This is a genomic window from Variovorax paradoxus, assembly GCF_000834655.1.
Lineage (GTDB): Bacteria > Pseudomonadota > Gammaproteobacteria > Burkholderiales > Burkholderiaceae_C > Variovorax > Variovorax paradoxus_F.
On sequence record NZ_JXQQ01000008.1, the window covers coordinates 213,740 to 231,977 of the forward strand.

12 protein-coding genes are annotated in these 18,238 nt (G+C 65.3%); 6 read left to right on the forward strand and 6 right to left on the reverse strand.

What is annotated here, in order from left to right; all coding sequences use genetic code 11:
* Positions 1–49: 49 nt before the first annotated feature.
* Both RT97_RS03550 and RT97_RS03555 read right to left on the reverse strand, forming a co-directional pair.
* Positions 50–820 carry an amino acid ABC transporter permease gene (locus tag RT97_RS03550; protein WP_042577408.1) on the reverse strand — a complete coding sequence of 257 codons (771 nt, stop codon included), beginning with the start codon at positions 818–820 and terminating at the stop codon, positions 50–52.
* Positions 821–903: 83 nt separating this feature from the next.
* Positions 904–1,677 (reverse strand): basic amino acid ABC transporter substrate-binding protein, encoded by a 774-nt coding sequence (locus RT97_RS03555; RefSeq protein WP_042577409.1) that lies wholly within the window; start codon positions 1,675–1,677, stop codon positions 904–906.
* Between the two features lie 236 nt (positions 1,678–1,913).
* Between RT97_RS03555 and RT97_RS03560 the strand changes: the two genes are divergently transcribed.
* On the forward strand, positions 1,914–3,608 hold the full coding sequence (locus RT97_RS03560) for a M28 family metallopeptidase (RefSeq protein WP_367379252.1): 1,695 nt from the start codon (positions 1,914–1,916) through the stop codon (positions 3,606–3,608).
* A 39-nt stretch (positions 3,609–3,647) separates the two neighbouring features.
* Here RT97_RS03560 and RT97_RS03565 read toward each other — a convergent pair whose 3' ends face one another.
* From RT97_RS03565 to RT97_RS03575, 4 genes are all read right to left on the reverse strand, one after another.
* Positions 3,648–4,478: a hypothetical protein gene (locus tag RT97_RS03565; protein ID WP_042577410.1), complete on the reverse strand. Its 831-nt coding sequence runs from the start codon at positions 4,476–4,478 to the stop codon at positions 3,648–3,650.
* A 58-nt stretch (positions 4,479–4,536) separates the two neighbouring features.
* Positions 4,537–5,259 (reverse strand): hypothetical protein, encoded by a 723-nt coding sequence (locus tag RT97_RS33000; protein WP_155403717.1) that lies wholly within the window; start codon positions 5,257–5,259, stop codon positions 4,537–4,539.
* Positions 5,260–5,267: 8 nt separating this feature from the next.
* Positions 5,268–7,700 (reverse strand): M23 family metallopeptidase, encoded by a 2,433-nt coding sequence (locus RT97_RS03570; protein ID WP_042577411.1) that lies wholly within the window; start codon positions 7,698–7,700, stop codon positions 5,268–5,270.
* Between the two features lie 141 nt (positions 7,701–7,841).
* Complete coding sequence (locus tag RT97_RS03575; RefSeq protein WP_042577412.1) at positions 7,842–8,318, reverse strand: Lrp/AsnC family transcriptional regulator; 477 nt, start codon at positions 8,316–8,318, stop codon at positions 7,842–7,844.
* Between the two features lie 180 nt (positions 8,319–8,498).
* On the opposite strand from RT97_RS03575, the gene RT97_RS03580 reads away from it, so the two are divergent.
* The 5 genes from RT97_RS03580 to RT97_RS03600 all read left to right on the forward strand — a co-directional run bounded on the left by RT97_RS03580 (position 8,499) and on the right by RT97_RS03600 (position 18,237).
* Positions 8,499–12,110 carry an indolepyruvate ferredoxin oxidoreductase family protein gene (locus RT97_RS03580; protein WP_042577413.1) on the forward strand — a complete coding sequence of 1,204 codons (3,612 nt, stop codon included), beginning with the start codon at positions 8,499–8,501 and terminating at the stop codon, positions 12,108–12,110.
* A gap of 288 nt (positions 12,111–12,398) precedes the next feature.
* Positions 12,399–12,731: a preprotein translocase subunit YajC gene (gene yajC, locus RT97_RS03585; RefSeq protein WP_013544185.1), complete on the forward strand. Its 333-nt coding sequence runs from the start codon at positions 12,399–12,401 to the stop codon at positions 12,729–12,731.
* 79 nt (positions 12,732–12,810) lie between these two features.
* Positions 12,811–14,694 (forward strand): protein translocase subunit SecD, encoded by a 1,884-nt coding sequence (gene secD, locus RT97_RS03590; protein WP_042577414.1) that lies wholly within the window; start codon positions 12,811–12,813, stop codon positions 14,692–14,694.
* Between the two features lie 12 nt (positions 14,695–14,706).
* Positions 14,707–15,660 (forward strand): protein translocase subunit SecF, encoded by a 954-nt coding sequence (gene secF, locus RT97_RS03595; protein ID WP_042577415.1) that lies wholly within the window; start codon positions 14,707–14,709, stop codon positions 15,658–15,660.
* Between the two features lie 159 nt (positions 15,661–15,819).
* Positions 15,820–18,237 (forward strand): DUF1631 family protein, encoded by a 2,418-nt coding sequence (locus tag RT97_RS03600; RefSeq protein ID WP_042577416.1) that lies wholly within the window; start codon positions 15,820–15,822, stop codon positions 18,235–18,237.
* Position 18,238: the final 1 nt, after the last annotated feature.

The window sequence follows — 18,238 nt, forward strand, 5'->3', positions numbered from 1 at the left end:
TGAGGCGGAAGGAGAAGCGACACGAAGTGCGCGAAGCCTGGGGATGAGCCTACCCGCGGTCGCTGCGGGCGAGGCGATGTTCGAGTCGTCGCAGCATCGTCGTCAGCACCAGCGTCATGACCCAGTAGATGACCGAGATCGCGAGGTACGGCTCCCAGTAGCGGGCATACGCCCCGGCCACGGTGCGTGCCGCATAGGCCAGCTCCGCGAGGCCGATGGCCGAGACCAGCGAGGTGTCCTTCAGCAGCGCGATGGCGTTGTTGCCCAGCGGCGGCAGCATGCGGCGGAAGGCCTGCGGCAGCACCACGTAGCGCATCACCTGCGCGGGCGAGAAACCGATCGAGCGCCCCGCATCGAACTGCCCGCGCGAGATCGACTGGATGCCCGCGCGGAACACCTCCGAGATGTACGCCGCCGAGTTGAGCGTGAGCGCCACCACGCCCGAGATGAGCGCGCCGTGCTCCTGCTTCAGGGTGCGCGCGAGGTCGCCGTCGATGAGGAGGCCGCTCGTCGGATGGATGAACACCGGCATCACCGCGAAGTGGATGAGCAGGATCTGCACGAACAGCGGCGTGCCCCGGAAGAAGCTCACGTACACCGTGGCAGGCCAGCGCAAAAAGAAGCGCGCGACCCAGGTCCACGGCGCATGGCGCGGCTGCGCCAGGCGCGCGAGCGCGAGACACAGGCCCCAGCTCGAACCCAGCAGCACGCACACCACCGTCATGCGCAGCGTCATCCAGGCGCCTTGCCAGAACAGGTCCTTGTATTCGACCAGGATGTCCCAGCGGAACCATCCAAAGAGAAGGATCGGTTGTTCCATATTCATCGCCTTCGCGTCATCGCTCCAAAAAACAAACGGCCGCTTCGAGGGCGGCCGTGATCGGGTCACAGGTGCCGTGCGGCTCAGCGCACGTTCGGGTCCTTGTTGAACCACTTCTTGTAGATCGTGACGTAGCTGCCGTCGGCTCGCACCGCGGCCAGGCCCGCCGTGAGCTTGTCCAGCAGCGCCTTGTCGCCCTTCTTCACGACGATGCCGAAGCCCTCTTCGGGGAACGACTTGTCGTCCAGCGTCTTGAGGTCAGCGTGCTGCGCGACGCGGTAGGCAATGACGCCGTTGTCGCCCATGGCCGCATCGACGCCGCCGCCGGCCAGCTCCGAAATGATGAGCGGCGTGCTCTCGAAGCGGCGGATGTTGGGGCTGGTCTTGCCGAATTCGCGCGAGGCGATGTCGTCGGCGGTGGAGGCGCTCACCACCGCGATCTTCTTGCCGGCCAGGTCCTTCAGCGAGGCGACCGTGCTGTTCTTCGGCAGTGCGATCAGCTGGCGCGCCGCGAAGTAGGGCGGCGTGAAGTCGTAGCTCTGCTTGCGCTTCTCGTTGATGGTCACGCCCGAGATCACCAGGTCGACGTCGCCGTTGTTCAGCGCGCCGAAGATGCCGGTGAAGGGCGTGTTGACGATCTTGATCTTCAGGCCCTGCTGCCTGGCGATGGCGTTGATGATGTCGATGTCGAAGCCGACGATCTGCTTGTCCTTGTTCTCGAAGGCGAAGGGGGCGTAGGTGGCGCTGGAGGCGACGGTGAGTTCGCGGTTCGGGGTCTGGGCCTGGGCGCCGATGGCGAGCGAGGCGGCGGCAAGGCCAACGAGGCCGGAAGCCAATGCGCGGCGGATGGGGTTCATTCGAGGGTCCTCTTCGATCCGCGGAAGGCGGCAGGTGGTGGGCGAGGATTTTAGGCTGGCGCTATCGGGCACCCTTTCTTGCGCTCCCTTCATGCGGAATGTGAGTGCTTCGACTGAGCCCTTGCCGCCTGCGCGCTCGCGGGCTTACTAAGGTTCTCCGGGCGCGGCCGGGGGCTTCGCGCGACGGCCGTGGCGGGCTGTCTAGTATCCGGAGCTTCCCCCTTCAGGAGCTCCGCATGATCCACATGCCCCGGCGACCCGGACCTGCCTTTCTTCTTTGCGGCATCGGCCTCGCCTGGAGCGCCACGGGCGCGCTGGCCGCCGACCCGGCGCCGCGCTTCGATCCGCAGCGCCTGTCGCAGATCGTGAAGACCGTCTCCGGCGACGACTTCGAAGGCCGCGCGCCCGCCACGCCGGCGGAGGGCAAGACGGTCGACTATCTCGTGGCCCAGTTCAAGGCCGCGGGCCTGGTGCCCGGCGGCGACCTGGAAGGCGGCAAGCGCGGCTGGACGCAGTCGGTGCCGCTCGTGAAGACCGACTTCCGCGGCGCGCCGCAGCTCACGCTGCAGGTGGGGGCGCAGCGCGATGCGCTGGTGCAGGGCGAGCAGATCGCGGTGCGCGCCACGATGGACGGCTCGACCGCGGTCTCGATCCGCGAGGCGCCGCTGGTCTTCGTGGGCTACGGCGTGAGCGCGCCCGAGCGGCGCTGGGACGACTACAAGGGCGTCGACCTCAAGGGCAAGATCGCGGTCGTGCTGGTGAACGACCCCGACTTCGAGACCGGTGCAAACGGTTCGGGCGACTTCGGCGGCAAGGCCATGACCTATTACGGCCGCTGGACCTACAAGTTCGAGGAGGCCGCGCGCCGCGGCGCACTGGGCGTGCTGATCGTGCACGAGACCGCGCCGGCCGCCTACGGCTGGGCCACGGTGAAGAACTCCAACACCGCGGCCATGCTCGACATCGAGCGCGACCGGCCGGCTGCGGTGCATCCGAAGCTGGAGGCCTGGATCCAGCGCGACGTGGCCGTCGAGTTGCTGCGCCGCGCGGGCCTGGACTTCGAGGCGCAGAAGAAGCTCGCGCAGACGCGCGAATTCCAGCCCCAGGTGCTCAAGGACGCGAGCCTCACGGCCGAGTACGCGATCGAGCGGCAGGTGATCGTCTCTAAGAACGTGGTCGGCCGCGTCGAAGGCCGCAGCCGCCCTGGCGAAACGGTGATCTACAGCGCCCATTGGGACCACCTGGGCGTGGGCGCACCCGATGCCAAGGGCGACAGGATCTACAACGGCGCGGTCGACAACGGCACCGGCCTCGCGGCGCTCATCGAGATGGGCCGCGCCTTCGCGAGCGCGCCGAAGAAGCCCGAGCGCTCCGTCGTCTTCCTGGCCGTGACCGCCGAGGAGCGGGGCCTGCTGGGCTCCGAGTTCTACGGCGCCAAGCCGCTGTACCCGCTGGCCAAGACCGTGGCCGTGCTCAACATGGACGCGCTCGGCCCCGAAGGCCCCGCGCGCAACTTCAGCACCTCGGGCAGCGCCGTCTCGCAATTGCAGGACCTGCTGGTCGATGAGGCCAAGGGCTTCGGCCTCGCCTACGCGCCGGACCCGCACCCCGAGGCCGGCTACTTCTTCCGCTCCGACCATTTCTCGTTTGCCAAGCGCGGCGTACCGGCCCTCTCGTTCGCCTCGGGCAACGACTGGGTGGAAGGCGGCCTCGCGGCCGGCGAAGCGTCCGCCAAGGCCTACACCGCCGAGCGCTACCACCAGCCGGCCGACGAATGGCGTGCCGACTGGTCCTTCACCGGCATGGCGCACGACCTGCCGCTGCTCTATCGCGTGGGCGAGATGCTGGCAAACAGCAAGCGCTGGCCGGAGTGGGGGCAGGGTTCGGAATTTCGCGCGACGCGCGAGGCCAGCCGCAGCGAGCGGCGTTGATTGGGGCGCGTGCCTTTTTGCTTTTCTGCGGCCGAAGATTCAGCGGCCGAAGAGGAAGTAGAGCGCGATCAGCGCGACCACGACGGCGCCGATCAACTTGTTCTTCCAGCGGCTCGGGGCAGGCCCTGAAGTGGACGTCGACGTCCAGGTGAACGTTCGCGTCTGCGAGGCGGAAGACGGCGGCACCGCGAAAGGCATGGACGGCAAGGCAGTCGTCGACGAAGACGACGAGGTGGTGAAGTCCATCGAATCGAGGGAGAACGTCGTCGAGGTCGAAGTCACGCGCTGTTCTGTTTTCGCGCCGTCGATGCGGGCGATGGCGTCCGCGACGATGCCCTGATGCGCACCGCGGCCAGCCAGCGCCTTCAATTCGGCCTCGCTCAACGCGCCCGACCGGAGTACCGTCCAGGCGAGCGTGGCGGGCAGCGAGTCGGGCGTGGCCCAGGCTTCCTGGTGGGTGGGCAGCATCGAGAGGCTGTGCGCATGCTGCGCCGCGTCGATCAACTGCAGGTCCAGCAACTGGTCGAGTGCATGGGCGCTGACGCCGTCGTGTACGCGGCGGTCCAGCAGGCGCATGTGCAGCAGCGCCAAAGGCGGCAGCGGCAAGTCGCCGCTGATGAGGTCGGTGGCCTCCGAGACGATGGCCTGGGCTTCGTTCTCCTGGCCTGCGCTGGCGCGAGCCGGCAGGTCGGCGAGCTGCGCTTGCGGAACGATCTCGCGGGCCACGGCCCAGGCGAGCGCCTCGGCCGGGGTGCGAAACAGGGCGTCGGGCAACGCCGCATCGTTGGCGGCGGCCGCGTGTTCGGCATCGGTGAGCAGGCGGACTTGCTGCAGGTGGTCGAGTGCGCGGCGGCTGGGGTCGAGATTCATGCGGCTCCCTCTTTTTGTCTCGGCGATGGGGTGGATGCTCGCATACCGCAGAAGGAGTTCAGCCGAACATGTCCTCGCATCGGACGCCCTTTTGGAGCAGGTCGCCGATTTCCCTTGCAGAAATCTGCTTCCTTGTTTCGACATTCCAGATGCCTTTGTAGAACTCTTCTACATCACATGAAATTCCAAGGGGGACGATGTATTTTCCATCCTTGGAAATGATGTGGGTCTTCTCAGGAATTTTTGTTTTATCGATAATGTTTGGGCCGCCAATCAGATCTAATTTCTTCATTGTCGAGCGCTCGGAATCCTCTCTTCTGACGCTGAAAGGAAAGAGTATTTCTTTTGACGTGTCCAGGCGTTTGACTGCGACATATGTTCGAGAATGCAGTGCGCTGCCGCCAATGCTGTACATATCTTCTTGGTAAGTCACATAAATTTTTCCTGCTTCGCTGATGTCCAGAATATTGTCTCCCGCTGGCTCGCGATTGATCTTTATTTTTGAGTTCTTGTTGCATCGGTCATAAGCATCCGATAGTCTGAGGAAACCTAAAAAAAGAGGCGTCTTCAGTTGCTTGTTGAAATATTCAAAAAGCAAGAACCGACGATCGCCTGAATATCGGAAGCTTTCGAATAACACTTCGCTTGTGCAACTCAGAGATCTCTCACCCTTCTTGAGAGTCAATGTTTGGCCACTGGTTTTTGAGGCGGAAATTTCTTGTGAAAAGCATTTCGAGAATGCCAAGAAAAGCAGAATGCCGAGAATGTTTTTTTCAATCATTTCAGTATTCAGCTATCGAGAAGAATTTTCTTGGCTGCCCTGGTGTTTTCCAAGCGCTTGTCCCAGCCGAGCTCGCCTCCGTTGATGGCACGCGTGACCGCTCTGGATGTCGCGGTTTCTTGCGACTGCTCGTGAGCGCCAGCAGCCAGGTGATCCAGGTCGCTGTCAATTTCGCGAATGACGTCGGAGCGCTGAAAAACCATATACCAGCCCCCGGCGTCCATGCAGTTATAGGGTTGGGTTCCAACGATTTCAGGGTTGTCGACCACTCCCGGAATTTTGCGCATCCCTTGGGCATTTCTTGCCATGTACTGCGGGTCGCTCCACCAGTGTTTGTCGAAACTGGACGCGGCCAGCCATCCTCGATAAACCCAATACTGAACATAGTTGTCTCTGCCAGTCAACTGCTTGAATCCTCTTCCACGAAATTTTTGCGCATCCGGATTCCCGAGATTTCCCATTCGCCAATTGTAGGAACTTGAAATCAGGCCGCCGTTGCTATTGTATTTTCTCGAGCCGTGCCAATCGACCCGTTCATTCGGATTCAAACCCCACCAATGCCCAAAGCTACTCTCGTCAGCTTTCGACTGAGGGTGAATCCCCGAGGTTCCGTGTACTTCGCCGTTCACGGCGATACCCGTCATGGCGGTCTCCTGCATGGTTTTTAGAAAATTCGACTCCGTCGCACCTTGACCAAAAATATGGGGCAATCTTTTTCTGGTATTCAGAAGATATTTTTGCGTCATCCGATTGAGTGCCAACTGGTATTTTTCGATTGCTAAAAATACCGGTGCATTGTTGGCAGAGTCACGCTTATAGATTTGCTTCATCTCTTCGCAGCTCAACCACCCGCATTGCCTCATATGCCCCACGAATTCCCTCGGATGAAACCGCCAATCAGCCTTCAGAAAGGCCTCCGGTAAATCAGGAAACGTCACCGCCTTCGCGTGCTTCACAAACCGCTCCCACTTCTGCACCCCAGTCGCGTCGTCATCCGTTGACTTGAAATCCTCCGTCTCCAGCCAGCCGTACCGTTTCTCGACATCCTTCTGGTCCCACTCGCTCGGAAACTTGCAGATCGTCCGGCGCAGCTTGTGGCGCACCTCGGGTTCTCCCAATCGCCGCGCCAGTTGCGCGCGCTCCATGCGCCGGTCGTTGGTCCGGTCGGGATCGCGGATCAGCGTCTTCATGCGCAGCGAATCGCAGCGCTGGTCGGTCTGGGTCGTGTCGTCGTCGAAGCAATTCCAGCCCGTGATCGCCGGGAAGTCGGCATCGCTGAACTTGAAGGTTCCGGGCGCATTGAGATCGACCCAGAGCCCTCCGTCCGGCGTGACGACCTTGCGCCAGTGGGCGGCGTTGGCCGGCAGCGCGTCGGGCCCCAGGTTGCGGCCGAAGCGCAGCAGCTCGTACCAGCCGCTGGGGCTGCTCGTGGCTTGCGTGGCGACATCGAGCGTGCCGTGGCGGTCGTTGGCGACGGCGGACAGGTCGTACTCGAAGCTCTGCGAGGCGCCGGGGCGCATGGTGGCAACGGTGATGTAGTCGTAACGGCTGTCGTTGCGGGGTTGGCCGATCGGCGCGCCCAGCTTGTCGTAGCTGGCGAGGATCGCGCTGCCGTGCTCATAGGTGATCTGCACCCATTGCGCGGCGCGCAAGGTGTCGGGCAGGAAGAAGTCGGTGGCGGCGCTCGCTGCGCCGCCTGTGTGGACGGCAGAACGCAAGTGGCTGGTCGGCTGGCTCGAGCGGGTCGGCGTGCCCGCAGGCAGGTAGATGTAAAGGCTTCCGAACACGGCGTCGGTGCGGCCGTTGGCGGTCGGTGGCTGGGGCGCCAGCGGGTCGGCCCAGTTCCGCTTGCGGGTGGTGAGCTTCTCGAGGTTCGCCTCGTCGCAGCAGATCTCGAAATGGATCTGCCCGTCGTGGCCGTAGATCTGTCCCGGCGTGCCCAGCGCTTCCTTTCGGTAGACGAAATCCCCGGCCTTCAGCGGCCGGCGCGTCCTCGGGTGGCTGGCGAGGCTGCCCAGGTGCATGCACGCGCTGTAGTAGACGAACTCGGTCGCCACCGCGCCCGCCGCACCAATCTCGCCCTTGTGTTCGATGACGACGAAGCCGTCGCTGGTCCACGCGGGGCTGGGTGTGCCTGCGTTGAACGGGTTGTAGTTGAGCGCGTGGTGGACGTCGTTGTCGGGCACGGTCGGCGGATGCACGAAGACGACGGTCCCGTCGGCAATGGCGCGCACCGGAAGGTACGCGCCCGCGGCCTGCGGTGCCTGGAGGTGGATGCCGTTGTGCCAAGCCAGCTGGAGGCTGAGGGGGAACGAGCCTTCGGCGGCGTTGGTGCTCGATAGCCGGGAGGTCGGCTGCGCCATGGCGGCGTCGAGCCAGGCGGTTTCGGATTGCGACGGCCGGGCAGGCAGGAAGGGTGGGCTGAGGATCATGCGAACCATGAAGAAGGTGGAAGGCCGGGCGCGTCCCGGCCGGGGGTCCACAGTCTTGGCGGCTCAGCGATTTCGCACTGCTAACAATGGTCACCCCTGCATGCGGGGTGCGCACAAAACCCGCGCGAAGCGGGCAAATGTCATGCGCCGCTATTTGGCCAGGTGCCCCAGCGGCAACGCGCTGCTCGCCTTCACCTCGCCCAGCGAGAAGCTGGTGTGCAGGTCCTTCACGTTCGGCAGGTTCATCAGGTGCTGCCGCGCGAAGGCCGAGAAGCCGTTCAGGTCTTGCGCCACCACCTGCAGCTCGAAGGTGCCGGTGCCGCTGATGTAGTGGCAGGCCACCACCTCGGGCATCTTGCGGATCGCGTCTTCCAGCTTGCGGGTGGCCTCGTTGGTGACGCGCTCGGTGTCCACGCGCACGAAAGCGAGCACGCCCAGCCCTATCTTGTGGCGGTCGATCTCGGCGCGGTAGCCCTTGATGAAGCCCGCCTCCTCCAGCGCACGCACCCGGCGCCAGCAGGGCGCGGCCGACAGGCCCACGCGCTGGGCAAGCTCGGCGTTCGTGAGGCGGCCGTCGGCCTGCAGTTCTTGCAGGATTGCGAGGTCGAACTTGTCAATGCTTTCCATGAGTGCCGATATTAAGCAAGATTCTTTCTGGAAGCGCGTTTTTCAGGGCAAAGAACGCAAACACCTGTCGCGAACCCCGGCATACACTTTGCGTGATCATGGGCTCGCGCCCTACCGGGCACAGACCCACAGCCAATCCAGCCAGGCCCACAAGGCCCTGCCAATACGGAGACAGACAACATGAACGCCCCGCTGCCCGAGCACATCCGCCGCGCGCTAGAAACCGTCACGCTCGACGACAAATACAGTCTGGACTATGGCCGCGCTTTCATGAGCGGCGTGCAAGCCCTCGTGAAGCTGCCCATGCTGCAGCAGTTGCGCGACAAGCAGGCCGGCAAGAACACCGCCGGTTTCATCAGCGGCTACCGCGGCTCCCCGCTCGGCGGCTACGACCAGGCGCTGTGGAAGGCCAGCAAGTTCCTGAAGGAACAGAACATCGTCTTCCAGCCGGGCGTGAACGAAGAGCTTGCGGCCACCGCGCTCTGGGGCACCCAGCAACTGGGCTTTTCGCCGCAAGGCACCAACAAGTTCGACGGCGTCTTCGGCATCTGGTACGGCAAGGGCCCGGGCGTGGACCGCTGCTCGGACGTCTTCAAGCACGCCAACATGGCGGGCACCACCGAATTCGGCGGCGTGATCGCGGTGGCGGGCGACGACCACATCTCCAAGAGCTCCACCGCCGCCCACCAGAGCGACCACATCTTCAAGGCCTGCGGCACGCCGGTGTTCTTTCCGACCAGCGTGCAGGAAATCCTGGACCTGGGCATCCACGCCTTCGCCATGAGCCGCTTCTCGGGCGTGTGGTCGGGCATGAAGACGATCCAGGAGATCGTGGAGTCGAGCGCCACGGCGATGATCGACCCCGAACGCGTCGAGATCGTCATTCCCACCGACTTCGAAATGCCGCCGGGCGGCCTGCACATCCGCTGGCCCGACCACGCGCTGGAGCAGGAAGCGCGGCTCATGCACTACAAATGGTATGCCGCGCTCGCCTACATCCGCGCCAACCGCCTGAACCACAACGTGATTCAGGGCCCGAACGACCGCTTCGGCATCATGGCCAGCGGCAAGGCCTTCAACGACACGCGCCAGGCGCTGCTGGACCTGGGCCTGGACGACGCGGCCTGCCGCCAGCTGGGCATCCGCCTGCACAAGGTGGGCGTGGTGTGGCCGCTCGAAGCGCAGCTCACGCGCGAATTCGCCACCGGCCTGCAGGAAATCCTGGTGGTCGAGGAGAAGCGCCAGGTCATCGAATACCAGCTCAAGGAAGAGCTCTACAACTGGCGCCCCGACGTGCGCCCCAACGTGGTCGGCAAGTTCGACGAAGGCGAAGTGCACGCGGCCGAGGGTTACTCGGGCGGTGAATGGTCGATGCCCAACCCGACCGCGCACACGCTCCTGCGCGCCAACGCGGACCTGAACCCCGCGCTCATCGCCAAGGCGATCGCCGGGCGGCTGAAGAAAACCGGCCTCTTGGCCGCGGCCGGCGCCGACATGACCGCGCGCATCGACGCGCAGCTGGCCATCCTCGAAGCCAAGGAGCGTTCGATGGTGGTGCAGCAGGCCTCCACCAGCGTGGCCGACGCCACGCGCCAGCCTTGGTTCTGTTCGGGCTGCCCGCACAACACCAGCACCGTGGTGCCCGAGGGTTCGCGCGCGATGGGCGGCATCGGCTGCCACTTCATGGCGACCTGGATGGACCGCTCCACCATCGGCTTCACGCAGATGGGCGGCGAGGGCGTGCCGTGGGTGGGCCAGCAGCCCTTCACGACCGACCAGCACATCTTCGCGAACCTGGGCGACGGCACGTACTTCCACAGCGGCCTGCTCGCGATTCGCCAGAGCATCGCGGCCGGCGTGAACATCACCTACAAGATCCTCTACAACGACGCGGTCGCCATGACCGGCGGCCAGCAGGTCGGCGAGCGCCCCGAAGGCCACTCGGTGCTGCAGATTGCCGAGAGCCTGCATGCCGAGGGCGCCAAGAAGGTCGTGATCGTCACCGACGAGCCCGAGAAGTACGAGGGCGTCTCGATCCCGGGCGACCACGTGCAGGTGAAGCACCGCGACCTGCTCGACGACATCCAGCGCGAGTTCCGCGCCATCGCCGGCACCACGGCCATCATCTACGACCAGACCTGCGCCACCGAGAAGCGCCGCCGCCGCAAGCGGGGAACGGCCGTCGATCCGGCCAAGCGCGTGGTCATCAACGAGCTGGTGTGCGAAGGCTGCGGCGACTGCAGCGTGCAGAGCAACTGCCTCTCGGTGGAGCCGCTGGAGACCGAATTCGGCCGCAAGCGCACCATCAACCAGAGCAGCTGCAACAAGGACATGAGCTGCCTGAAGGGCTTCTGCCCGAGCTTCGTGACCGTCGAGGGCGGCCAGCTCAAGAAGAAGAGCAAGAGCAAGGGCGCGACGCCGGCCGAGTTCGGCCTCCTGCCCGAGCCGGCGATTCCGTCGCTCGCGGGCGGCAAGGTCTGGGGCGTGGTGGTGGCAGGCGTCGGCGGCACCGGCGTCATCACCATCGGCCAGCTCCTGGGCATGGCCGCGCACATCGAGGCCAAGGGCATCGTCACGCAGGACGCGGCAGGCCTGGCGCAAAAAGGCGGCGCCACCTGGAGCCACGTGCTCATCGGCGACACGCAGGACGACATCCGCACCACGCGCGTCGGCACCGCCGCGGCCGATTTGATCCTGGCCTGCGACCCGCTGGTCACGGTCAACGGCGAAACCATGGCGCGCATGCGCGAAGGGCGCACGCACGTGGCGCTCAACAGCCACAGCTCGCCCACGGCCGCCTTCGTGCGCAACGCCAACTGGCAGAACCCCGAAGACGCCTGCGCCGCCGAGATCGCGCGCGCCGTGGGCATCGACGGCATCGGCACTTTCGACGCCGATGCGGCCGCCACCACGCTGATGGGCGACAGCATCTACGTCAACCCGATGATCCTGGGCTACGCCTGGCAAAAGGGCTGGATCCCGCTGGCGCACGAGTCGCTGATGCGCGCCATCGAGCTGAACGCCGTGGCCATCGAGAACAACAAGACCGCCTTCGAATGGGGCCGCCAGGCGGCCGTTCGACCCGAGGAGCTGCAAAAGCGCGTGCGCCCGGGCCAGGTCATCGAGTTCAAGAAGCGAGAGACGGTCGAAGCCCTCGTGGCACGCCGCGCCGAGTTCCTGACCGGCTACCAGAACGCCGCCTACGCCGAGGAATACAAGCAGTTCGTGGCGAAGGTGCAGCAGTCGGAATCGTCGCTGCTGGGCAAGACGGCGCTCACCGAGACGGTGGCGCGCTACCTGTTCAAGCTCATGGCGTACAAGGACGAGTACGAGGTGGCGCGCCTGCACACCGACCGTTCGTTCCTCGACCGCGTCGAGGGCATGTTCGAAGGCGACTTCAAACTCAACTACCACCTTGCCCCGCCGATCGTTGCCAAAAAGAACGCCAAGGGCCAGCTGCAGAAGCAGAAGTTCGGCCCCTGGATGCTCACGGGCTTCCGCTTCCTGGCGAAGTTGAAGGGCCTGCGCGGCACGGCGCTCGACATCTTCGGCCGTACCGAGGAGCGCAAGACCGAGCGCGCGCTGATCGCCGAATACCGCGCGAGCATCGACGAGGTGATCGGCGCGCTGCGTGCCGACAACCACGCGCTGGCGCTGGAAATCGCGAGCCTGCCCGAGCAGATCCGCGGCTACGGTCACGTGAAGGAGCGAAACCTCGTGGCGGCCCGCACGCGCTGGAGCGAGCTGATGGCCCGGTGGCGCAATCCGCAGGGGCAGCGCGCGGCCGCCTGATTTTTCAGCCGTTCCAGCCTCCGAAGAGCGCCTGCCGGGCGCTCTTTGCTATTCAAAACGTAGCAAAGAACGGCCAAGCCGGATACCCGGAAAGCCCTCCCCACCGCGCCGGATAAGCCGGTGGGAGGGCGCCTTGCCCCGAATACAATGCCCGGTGCTGTGCGCGGCGCCAAGCCCCGCCGAGCTTTGACTTGCGGCCCGTATCCCGTGGCCGCGAAGAGATGGAATGGCAGGCCCGGTCCGCGCTCCTCTCGCTTCCTCTTCCCTATCTCTCTGCTGGAGACTCTCTTGTTCATTTCCTCTGCTTTCGCCCAGACCGCGCCCGCAGCCGCCGGCGGCGGCGACATGTTGTCCTCGCTCGGCAGCATGCTGCCCCTGGTGCTGATGTTCGTCGTGCTGTACTTCGTCATGATCCGCCCGCAAATGAAGCGCCAGAAGGAAGCCCGCGCCATGATCGAAGCCCTGGCCAAGGGTGACGAAGTCGCAACGGCCGGCGGCGTGCTCGGCAAGATCACCTCGCTGGGCGACCAGTACCTGGGCCTGGAAATCGCCAACGGCATCGAGATCAAGATCCAGCGCAGCGCCGTGGTCCAGGTCCTGCCCAAGGGCGCCGTCAAATAAAGGCGTGAGCTGATCCTTGCGCTTTGCGGCGCAGGGCCCCAATTCACGCCGTGTCCCGTTTCTTGAAAAGCGCTTTCTCATGAACCGTTACCCGGTCTGGAAGTACTCGATCATCGTGATCGTGCTGCTCGTGGGGCTCATCTACGCCCTGCCCAATTTCTTCGGCGAGTCGCCTGCGGTGCAGGTGTCGGCGGCCAAGTCCACCGTCAAGATCGATGCGTCGACCCAGGCCCGGGTCGAGAGCGTGCTCAAGGCAGCGGGCCTCGCGCCCGACCTGCTGACGCTCGAGCCGACCGCCGTGCGGGCGCGCTTCGTCACCACCGACGACCAGATCAAGGCGCGCGACGCGCTGCAGCAGGCCCTGGTGCCCAACGCAGACGAAGCTTCCTACGTGGTGGCGCTGAACCTCGTGTCGCGCTCGCCGCACTGGCTGACGGCGCTGCATGCCTTCCCGATGTACCTGGGTCTCGATCTGCGCGGCGGGGTCGACTTCCTGCTGCAGGTGGACATGCGCGGCGTGCTGGACAAGAAGGCCGAGTCCTTCGCCGGCGACATCCGCACGGGCCTGCGCGACAAGAAGGTGCGCGGCAGCGCGGTGAACCGCAACGGCCAGACGGTCGAGGTCACGCTGCGCGACGCCGACAGCCTTGAAATCGCCCGGCGCCTGATCCAGGACCAGATGCCCGACCTGAGCACCGTCGAGAGCCAGCAGGGCACCGAGTCGCGCATCGTGGCGAGCATCAAGCCCGAGGCCGCGCGCCGCTTCCAGGACGCGGCGCTCAAGCAGAACGTGACCACGCTGCACAACCGGATCAACGAACTCGGCGTGGCCGAGCCGGTGATCCAGCAGCAAGGCATCGACCGCATCGTCGTGCAGCTGCCCGGCATGCAGGACCCGGCCCAGGCCAAGACGATCATCGGCCGCACCGCCACGCTCGAGATGCGCATGGTGGACGAAAGCGCCGAAGGCCGCGCGGCCGAGCAGGGCACCGGGCCGGTGCCGTTCGGCTCCGAGAAATTCCTCGACCGCTCGGGCCGCGCCGTGATCGTGAAGAAGCAGGTGCTGGTCACCGGCGAGAACCTCACCGACGCGCAGCCCGGCTTCGAGCAGCAGACCAACCAGCCCAAGGTCGACCTGACCATGGACTCCAAGGGCGGCAACATCATGCGTGACGTGAGCCGCGAGAACTACAAGAAGCGCATGGCGATGCTGATCTTCGAGAAGGGCAAGGGCGAAGTGCTCACCGCTCCCTCGATCAACGGCGAGCTGGGCAACCGCTTCCAGGTGTCGGGCGCCATGACCGTGAGCGAAGCCAACGACCTCGCGCTGCTGCTGCGCGCCGGCTCGCTGGCCGCGCCGATGGAGATCATCCAGGAGCGCACCATCGGCCCGACGCAGGGCGCCGAGAACATCAAGAAGGGCTTCGACAGCGTGATGTACGGCTTCGCCGCGATCATGGTGTTCATGTGCCTCTACTACGCGCTGTTCGGCGTGTTCTCGTCGATCGCGCTGGCGGTCAACCTGATGCTGCTGGTGGCCATTCTCTCGATCCTGCAGGCCACGCTCACGCTGCCCGGCATCGCGGCCATGGCGCTGGCGATCGGCGTGGCCATCGACTCCAACGTGCTGATCAACGAGCGCGTGCGGGAAGAGCTTCGCAACGGCGCCTCGCCGCAGGCGGCGATCCATGCGGGCTACGAGCGCGCATGGGGCACGATTCTCGACTCCAACGTGACCACGCTGATCGCGGGCATCGCGCTCCTGGCCTTCGGCTCGGGCCCCGTGCGCGGCTTCGCGGTGGTGCACTGCATCGGCATCGTCACCTCGATGTTCTCGGCCGTGTTCTTCTCGCGCGGCCTGGTGAACTTCTGGTACGGCCAGAAGAAGAAGCTCAAGAGCGTGTCGATCGGCACGGTCTGGCGCCCGAAGACGGACGCCGCGGCTGTGGCCGAAACCAAGTAAGGGGCAGCAGCCATGGAATTCTTCCGGATCCACAAGACCATCCCGTTCATGCGCCACGCGCTGGTGCTGAACATCGTTTCCTTCGTCACCTTCGCGCTGGCCGTGTTCTTCCTGTTCCACCGCGGGCTGCACCTGTCGGTGGAGTTCACCGGCGGCACGGTGATGGAAGTGGCCTACAAGCAGTCGGCCGACGTCGGCAAGGTGCGCGACGTCGTCGCCAAGCTGGGCTACCAGGAGGTGCAGGTGCAGAGCTTCGGCACCTCGGTGCAGATCCGCCTGCCCGTGCACAAGGGCATGACCTCGACCCAGCAGAGCGACCAGGTGATGGGCGCGCTGAAGGCGGTCGAGCCGACGGTCGAGCTGCGCAGCAACGAGTTCGTCGGGCCGCAGGTGGGCGACGAGCTCACCAGCAACGGCCTGAAGGCGCTCGCCATGGTGGTCGTGGGCATCATGATCTACCTGGCGTTTCGCTTCGAATGGAAGTTTGCGCTGGCTACCGTTCTGGCCAACCTGCACGACGTGGTGATCATCCTGGGCTTCTTCGCCTTCTTCCAGTGGGAGTTCTCGCTGGCGGTGTTGGCGGCGGTGCTGGCGGTATTGGGCTATTCGGTGAATGAATCGGTCGTGATCTTCGACCGGGTGCGCGAGAACTTCCGCCGTTACCGCAAGATGACAACGGCCGAAGTGATCGACAGCGCGATCACCTCGACCATCAGCCGCACGATCATCACCCACGGCTCCACGCAGCTGGTGGTGCTGTCGATGTTCTTCTTCGGCGGCCCGACGCTGCATTACTTCGCCCTGGCGCTCACCATCGGCATCTGCTTTGGCATCTATTCCTCGTGCTTCGTGGCCGCTGCCATCGCGATGTGGCTGGGCGTGAAGCGCGAAGACCTGATCAAGGGCGGCCCGACCAAGCGCGACGGCGAATCCGAAGACGACCCCAACGCCGGCGCGGTGGTCTGACGGATACTTCAGGGTTCAACAAAAGCGGGGCGGCAGGGCCGCACCGCTGTTCGCGTGCAACGCTGGGCATTCTCCGCACTTGTGCGGTGACGCTTCCCGATGCAAGCTCGCGGTTGTTGCTGACGAACAAAGTTCTCCCCTGGCCTTCCCGATCTTTCAATGAGCATTGCGCGGTCCGCCTCTTCCCTGCAGCTCGCACGCGAGACGCGTGAGCGTTTCGTATTGGCCACGGAAGGGGCCATCGTCCCCTTGGCCCGCGCGATCCGCGACCGGCTGACGCAGCTGGCTTCCGAGGTAAGCAACGCCCGCGCGATGCAGGAGCACCGCGACGATTTCGTGGCGTTCCAGGGGCAGGCCACCCAATGGGTGACCCTCGCGCAGACGAGTTGGCGCAAGGCCCTGGGCGCTTCCGGCCAGACCGGCGGGCTCACGAGCTTTCCCACGGCGCTGCGGCTCGAGCTCATCGGCGACGAGGTCGTCGAGACCAACATCCTCGCCTCGCGCCTGGCGCAGGTGATCCACGACAAGGCGAGCTTCGAGCTCAGCGACCTGCGGCTGCGCATCCAGCACCTGGAAGGCACCAGCGAACTCGATTCGAAGGACGTGCTCAAGCCCGAGACGCTGGCCAGGCTGCTGGTGGAGCAGTGGCTGGCCGCGGGTCTCAGCCGCGAGCTCTGGAGCCGCATCCAGGACACGGTGCAGCAGCAGTTGCTCGATGTGGTCGTGAAAGCCTACGAGAGCGCCAATGCCCACCTGATCGCCAATGGCGTGATGCAGGAGATCGACCTCAAGAGCTTCGTGCGGCGCACCGGCAATGCCGGCGGCGGCAACAGTTCGGTCGCGGGCGGAGCGGGGACGGGCACCGCACCGATGGACGGCGGCGGCCAGCAGCGATCCGGCTTCGGCGCCCAGGCGCCGCAACAGCAGCACGTCTCCGTGCCGATGTCCACGTCGTCGACCATCGGTGGCTCGCCGCTCACGATCGCGCGGCAGCGCGCGCAGACCGCGCTTCTGAGCCTCAAGCGCTTCGTCACCGCGCGCATCGGCGGCGACACCACCATCGTCAGCGCCCAGAACTCGATCGCCGCCACCGCACAGGCGGGACGTGCGACCGGCCCCGGCTCGGGCGGCGGCAACGTGGCTGGCGCCGGCGTTGGCGGCAGCACCGGGCCCCGAGCGTTCTCCAGGACCTTTGCCGGCGCCATCGCCGACGCCGAGGCCGCCTACCGCATGGCGGCCACGCAGTACATGGAGGCGTCCGGCGAGCAGGCCACGCTGATCCAGCAGACCGCAGTCGACCTGCGCCGGCGCAGCGCCGAACTCAAGAAGCGCGCGCCCACCACGGCCGACAAGGCCACCGTCGAGATCGTCGCGCTCATGTTCCAGGCCATCCTCGCGGAAGAGCGGATTCCGTTCTCGGCGCGCGTGTGGTTCGCGCGGCTGCAAATGCCGGTGCTGCGCGTGGCCATCGCCGAGCCCGAATTCTTCGGGACGCTGCAGCACCCCGCGCGCATGCTGATCGACCGCATGGGCTCCTGCGTGATGGGCTTCGATGCGGCCGCCATCACCGGCAGCGCGCTCGAGGGCGAGATCCGCCGCGTGGTGCAGGTGATCGAGCAGTACCCCGAGACTGGTCAGCGCGTGTTCAAGCTCGTGTTCGACGAGTTCGTCGCCTTCCTCAACCGCTACCTCACGCAGAGCGACACCACGCAGCGCGTGATGAGCGTCGCGCAGCAGGTCGAGCAGAAGGAGACAATGGCGATCCAGTACACCATCGAGTTGCGCAAGATGCTCAACGACATGCCGGTGCGCGACGAGATCCGCGAGTTTCTGTTCAAGGTCTGGGCCGAGGTGCTGGCGATTGCCGCGCTGCGCTACGGTGCGCAGGGCGAGCAGACGGTCATGCTCAAGCGCGTGGCCTCCGAGCTGGTCTGGGCCGCGAGCGCCAAGCCCAACCGCACCGACCGCGCCCGCGTTATCCAGGATTTGCCGCAGCTCCTGCAGCGCCTGCGCCAGGGCATGGCGCTCCTGGGCATCGTCGACGAGCCGCAGGAAGCGCACATCAAGACCATCGGCGCCACGCTGTCCGATGCGTTCCTCTCGAAGACCGAGGCCATTCCACAGGCCAAGATCGAAGCCATGGCCGAGCGCCTGGCGCACCTGGAAGATTTCGTGAGCGACATCGGCGGCACCGCCGACCTGCCGCTCGATGCCCACAGCATCGAACTGCTGCTGGGGGTGGACGCCGCATCGATCGAGGTGGTGCCCGATGCCGCCGGCGTGCAGGTGCCCGAGGACATGCTGGCCTGGGCGCACGAACTGCAGGTGGGCAACTGGTTCATGCTGGACCACAACGACCGCGTGAGCCAGGTGCAGTTCGTCTGGCGCAGCGACAGGAAGCAGCTGCACCTGTTCGCCACCGCAGATGGTCGCAGCTTCCTGATCCAGGCGGGCCGGTTGGCAACCTACCTGCAGGCGGGCCTCCTGGTGCCGGCCGAGGAAGAAACGCTCACGGTGCGCGCCACGCGCGAGGCGCTGGCGAAGCTCGATGCCAACCCCGAGCGTTTGCTGAACTAGC